The sequence below is a fragment of the Candidatus Polarisedimenticolia bacterium genome (assembly GCA_035764505.1).
In the GTDB taxonomy this organism is placed as follows: domain Bacteria; phylum Acidobacteriota; class Polarisedimenticolia; order Gp22-AA2; family AA152; genus AA152.
The window spans coordinates 1-6,496 of record DASTZC010000127.1 but is presented as its reverse complement, the minus strand read 5'-3'; the positions used below and the strand labels follow the sequence as shown (position 1 = coordinate 6,496).

General features: G+C 62.8%; 2 protein-coding genes. Both read left to right on the top strand.

The genetic code is table 11. The annotated features are described in order from the left end of the window. The coding region (locus VFW45_08925; GenBank protein HEU5180903.1) for a TonB-dependent receptor plug domain-containing protein at nt 1-3,246 on the top strand (3,246 nt) is incomplete at its 5' end. A 162-nt stretch (nt 3,247-3,408) separates the two neighbouring features. Continuing rightward, nucleotides 3,409-6,496 (top strand): carboxypeptidase regulatory-like domain-containing protein (locus VFW45_08920; GenBank protein HEU5180902.1); only part of this gene is annotated, 3,088 nt, incomplete at its 3' end.

The following is a 6,496-nucleotide window of genomic DNA, read 5'->3' as shown; positions in this document are numbered from 1 at the left end:
GCGCCGGGCGTCACCGACGTGAACAACACCGGCAATCCGAACATCCATGGCGCCCGCGATACCGACGTCGTCACCCTGGTGGACGGGGTGAGCACCACCGATCCGCTCACCGGCTTCTACGGCCAGAACCTCAACATCGAGTCGATCCAGGAGCTGGAGGTGATCACCTCCGCCGCCACGGCGCAGTACAGCCGCGCCCAGGGAGGCTTCGCCAGCATCCTCACCAAATCGGGAGGCAACGAGTTCCAGGGGACCTTCAAGCTGTTCCTGCGCTCCGATCGGCTGGACGGCGACGGCGCCGGCTACGAGGATCCGGACCTGAGCGGTGGTTTGAGCGGCAAGTCCGGGCTCGCGGATCAGCATTTCTCCGACATCAAGCCCTTCCTCTCGGTCTCGGGCCCGATCGTCCGCGATCGCCTCTGGTATTACTTCTCCGGCGAGCTGATCCATGAGGAAACTCCGGTCAACAACCTCTTCGAAGCTTACATCCAGCCCCTGTACGGCCACCGCGAGTTCGCCAAAGTCAGCTGGCAGGCCCATCCGTCGCACCGCCTTTCGCTTTCGCTCATCAACGACTACGAGCGGCGGGAGAATCTCGGAGTCCAGACCATCGATCACCTCGGCTCCGGCTATTCCTTCGCCCGGGGCGGGCCGACCATGACCCTGAAGGGCTCCTCCGTCTTCAATCCCGACACGATGCTGGAATCCTCCCTGGCCTGGTTCGACAACCGCTTCGAGCAGATCCCCACGACCAACCCGGACACCAACGGCAACGGCCTTCTCTACACCGACAACCGTCCGGACCTGGGCGGCAACCAGAATGGGAGACTGGAGGCGTGGGAGAGAGATCCCGGAGAGGACTGGGATCGCGATCGTTTCTACGACGTCATGGAAGACGTCGACTTCGACGACACCGTGGAGCCCTGGGAGGACCTCGATCACGACGGGAGCGAACAAGTCTCCTTGCTGTGCGAAGGGTACGACCACGAAGATCAGAACTGCAACGGCTTCCTCGACGCCGAGCAGGATTCGAATCTGAACGGACGGGTCGATCCCGAAGAGGACATCGGACTTCCCTGCTATGACGGCTTTCTCTATTGCCCGGAGGGTACCGCAACGGGGACCGCCGGAAACGGCCGGTTCGACACGGAGGATCGCAACGGCAACGGCATCCTCGATGTCGTCGGGAACTCGGGTTATACATCGGCTCCCTTCTGGGTCGACGCCAACGGCAACGGTCACGAGGACCCCGGGGAATACCGGCAGCCGCTGCCTCCGGATCTCGACCTTCAGGTGGATGAGGAAGGCAGGACCTACGGACCGGCGCGCTTCCAGTTCGAGGACCATCGCAAGAGGTTCAGCTGGGTGGAGGACATGTCGTTGTATCTTGGGGAAGTGGCGGGAACGCACGATTTGAAAGTCGGGGCGGTGTACGAGCACGAGGGGTACGACAGCGACACGGTGCAGCGTGCTCTGATTTTCTATCCCGAGGAAAACCCCCACAAGCGCTCCGTCGGCTTTGGAAGCTTCTCGGACGATACCCTTCACCCGGACCGCATCAACACCGTTCAAGGATTCCCTTCGCAAGTCAACAACACCGCGACGGGAGACAACCTGGGGCTCTATCTTCAGGACACCTGGAAGCCGATCCCGAATCTCACGGTGGGGCTGGGGGTGCGCTTCGATTACGAAGATGTCGAGTCCTTCGGCTATACCCCGTTCGATCCGGTCCGGGAAGGGCACGAATTCCAGACCCTGATCGAGTCCTCCGGCATCGACATCAACACCCTGGACACGCTTTCCGTTTCGGGACTTTGCAGCGATCCCATCCATTCCTGCGTGCCCGGCGCCGATCTGCCTCTTGCGCAGACCATGTCCAAGATGCGGCAGATGGCCTTTTCGCGGCTGACCCGCCACAACTTCGACGTTGACGTGCTTTCCGGGTTGCTCGCCTCGATCACAGGCGGCAGAGCTGACATCTCGGACGTCCTCGGCTATTCGGTCAAGACCCGCTCGCAGGAGAGCTTCGGGATCACCAACTCCAACCTCGCCCCCAGGCTATCCCTGAGCTGGGATCCCTGGGCTGACGGGAAAACCATGCTGTTCGGATCCTGGGGACGCTACTACGACAAGCTGTTCCTGGGAACCGTCGTCCTGGAGCAGGGGCCCGACACGGTCATCCGCCAGTACCAGTACGACGGCGACTGGGTCGACTTCAGTGGCCTCCCGGACAACGGCTTTGGAAGACCCCTGTTCGGTTCCCCGCTTTCCGCCACCCAGGTCGACCGCGGGCTTTCCACTCCCTATTCGGACGAGTGGACGGCCGGCTTCCGGCGCGAGCTTGCGCCGGAAGTGCTGGTCTCCCTGCGCTACGTGAATCGCCGGTACCACGACCAGCTCCAGGACATCGATCTGAACCACCATACCGAGGTCGATCCGGCAACCGGACAACTCACCGACCTGTTCGGCGTGGCCGAGTGCTCCGACCGCGTCGGCCAAGGCGGCCAGCACCTCGAGTGCACCAACCTGCCCAACGGCGCTCCCGACCTCTACATCTACAATCTCTTCTTCAACCGTGTCATGCGGCTGGGAAACTACAACGAGCAGACCTATGAAGGCTGGGAGCTGGAGTTCGCGCGGCGGCTCAAGCGGCGCTGGCAGATGGAAGCCAGCTATACCTTTTCCAGGTCGCGAGGCGACGCCGAATCGTACCTGTCCACCCTGGGCAACGATCCGGCCCTGGCGGAATACGAATCAGCGTACTTGGACTACGATCAGACGCACGTGGCCAAGTTCAGCGCCATCGCCTTCCTGCCGCACGACTGGAGGCTCGGGGGGACGGCCACCTGGGCGTCAGGGCTGCCTTATTCCAACGTCGTTCATTACGGCGACCACGACAATGTCGGCTATGCGCAGAGCCGACTCCTCTACGGCTACGTGCCGAACAGAGGCTTCGGCTTCACCCAGGAAGCGCGCAATATCCACCGGAATGCGGCCGCCTACCTGTTCAACACCCGGGTGACCAAGAGCTTCGTCATCGGAAAGGCGGCCGCCTCGGCCTTCATGGAAATCTACAACCTCCTCAACAGCGACGACCTGCGCGTCTATTATCTGGAGAACACGCGTCCGACCGTCACCTACGCCAAGAACGATTCCAGACCGGTCACCGTTCCCGCCAAGGTACTGATGGTCGGCGAGCGCGAGTTCGGCCGCCGCTTCCAGATCGGCTTCCAGATCGACTTCTGAGGACGGAGCACGGGGTCGGCAAGGCTGCTCTCCTCAGGCAGGGAAAACCTTGACCTCCACCCAGGTTTCCTGGTAGGTTCGCTCAAGGAAAAGCCCCCCTTCCTCCAAGTCCCGGAATGTTCCGACTACCGAGCAACGCCCGGCGGCGCGCGGGAGAGTGGAGTGGTCAAGACTCTCGTCATTCTGAGCGCCATCCTCGCTCTTGCGGCCTGGGCCACGCCTTGCGTAGCCGCCGATGCCGTCTTGATCGGCACGGTGCTCGATTCGGGCAACAAGCCGCTGCCCGGAGCCACGGTCGTCCTGCGCAACCAGGACCTTGCCTTCCACGAGCAGGGCGCCATCACCGACGCCGCAGGGAAGTTCCGCTTTCCGGCGCTTCCGGCGGGCTCACGCTACGAGCTGACCGTCTCGCTCCCCGGGTTCACCACCATCGTCTTCTCCGATCTCTCCCTGGAACCGGGGAGAAGCCTCGAGCAAAACGTCATCCTCCGGCCGGCCGGCGATTTCAAGGAGACGGTGCGCGTCCAAGGGAAGAGCCAGACCATCGACACCGAGAAGGTCACCGCCTCCACCACCTTCACCTCCACCTTCATCGCCGAGCTGCCGATCCTGGGACGCGACTACCAGGACATCCTGACGCTCGCCCCCGGCGTCACCGACGTGAACAACACCGGCAATCCGAACATCCATGGCGCCCGCGATACCGACGTCGTCACCCTGGTGGACGGGGTGAGCACCACCGACCCGCTCACCGGCTTCTACGGACAGAACCTCAACATCGAGTCGATCCAGGAGCTGGAGGTAATCACCTCCGCCGCGACGGCGCAGTACAGCCGCGCCCAGGGAGGCTTCGCCAGCATCCAGACCAAATCCGGCGGCAACGAGTTCCAGGGGGCCTTCAAGCTGTTCCTGCGCACCGATCGGCTCGACGGCGACGGCGCCGGCGTCGACGACCCGGAGCTCACCGGCGGGACCACCGGCAAGACTTTGCTCTCGGAGCAGCACTTCTCCGACATCAAGCCGTTCCTCTCGATCTCGGGGCCGGTCGTCCGCGACCGCCTCTGGTACTACCTGGCGGGCGAGCTGATCCACGAGGAGTCCCCGGTCAACAACCTCTTCGAAGCCTACGTCACGCCCCTCTACGGGCATCGAGAGTTCTTCAAGCTGACCTGGCAGGCGCATCCATCGCACCGGGTCGCTCTTTCCCTGATCAACGACTACGAGCGCCGGGAGAACCAGGGGGTCTACAGCGCCACGCTTCTCAACACGGGCTATGACATGACCCGCGGCGGCCCGACGCTGACGCTGAAGGGCTCCTCCATCTTCACCACGGATGCGATGCTCGAGTCTTCGCTCTCCTGGTTCGACAACCGCTTCCAGCAGATCCCCACGATGGACCCCGATACCAACGGCAACGGCATCCTCTACGTCGATGATCGTCCCGAGCTGGGGGGCAACCAGGACGGCATCTTCGACGTCAGCGAGAGGGACCCCGGCGAGGACTGGGACCGCGACTTCTACTACGACGTCTACGAGCTAGAGCCCATCCTGAGGGATTTGGACCACGACGGGCAGCTCCACTGGTGGCCTACCTGCGAAGGGAGCCAGAACGAGGACCTCAACTGCAACGGCCAGATGGACAGGGAAGAGGACACCAACATGAACGGCAGGGTCGATCCCTCGGAGGATGTCGGGCTCTGGTGCTCTACCTGGTACGGCTACTGCCCGGAGGGATTCGTTCCGGGGACCGCCGGGAACGGCCGGTTCGACGACGAGGATGCCAACCACAACGGCGTTCTGGACGTCGTAGGCGACTCGGGCTACACATCGACCCCGTTCTGGGTCGATACCAATGGGGACGGCGTGCCCCAGCCCGGAGAATACAAGGTCCCCCGGCCCCCCGACCTCGATTTGAAGACCGACACCGAGGGGCGAACCTACGGCCCCGGGCGTTTCGACTACCACGACCACCGCAAGCGGATGAGCTGGGTGGAGGACTTTTCACTCTACGTCGGCGACGCCGCAGGTAGCCACGACGTCAAGCTGGGTGCGGTCTACGAGCACGAAGGGTACGACAGCGAAACCTTCCAGCGCCCCGCGATTTTCTACCCATCGCTCGGGCCGCCGAGGCGCGGACGCACGCAGTCGGGAGGCACCATCGACAAGGACCGGCTCTTTCCGGACCGTATCAGCACGAGCCTGGGGATTCCCGCCAACGTCAACAACACCGCCACCGGCGACAACCTGGGACTCTACCTCCAGGACACCTGGAAGCCGGTCCCCAACCTGACGGTCGGATTGGGAGTCCGCTTCGATTTCGAGGATCTCGAATCATTCGGCTACACCCAGTTCGACCCCCGCAGGGAAGGGGCCCAGTTCGACACCTTGATGGAGCAGGCCGGAATGGATATGAACGAGGTGGACGGGGTCGCCGTTTCGGGACTGTGCAGCGACCCTCTCTACTCCTGCGGGTCCGGAGGCGACGTCGAACTTACGGCCCGATTCGCCAGGCTCCGGCAGATGGCTTTCTCGAGACTGACTCGTCACAATCTGGACATCGACATCCTCTCGAAGATCCTCACCGGGATAACAGGAGGCGACTCGAATCTCGAGAACGTCCTCGGCTATTCCCTTCAGACCCGCTCGCCCGAGAGCTTCGGAATCACCAACTCCAATCTGGCCCCGCGGTTGAGCCTGAGCTGGGACCCCTGGGCCGATGGGAGGACGATGATCTTCGGGTCCTGGGGGCGTTACTACGACAAGCTCTTCCTGGGATCGATGGTCCTCGAGCAGGGGCCCGACACAGTCAACCGGACGTATGTTTTCGATAACGACTGGCTCGACGACCATAAGCTGCCCGACAACGGCTTTGGCGCTCCAACCTTCCTGTCGGCTCTGTCCGTCAACCAGGTGGATCGCGGGCTGACCACCCCCTACTCCGACGAGTGGACCGCCGGTTTCCGCCGCGAGCTGGCGCCGGAAGTCCTCGTCTCGCTGACCTACGTCAGTCGCAAGTACCACGATCAGCTGCAGGACATCGACCTCAACCACCACACCATCACAAACCCGACCACCGGGGAATTCTTCGATGTCCTGGGCAATCCGGATTGCTATAACCAGAGCTTTTGCGTCATCTGGTCCAACGGCGCCCCCGACCTTTACATCAACAACCCCTTCTTCAACCGGGTCATGCGTCTGGGGAACTACAACGAGCAGATGTACACCGGCTGGGAGCTCCAGCTCGCGCGGC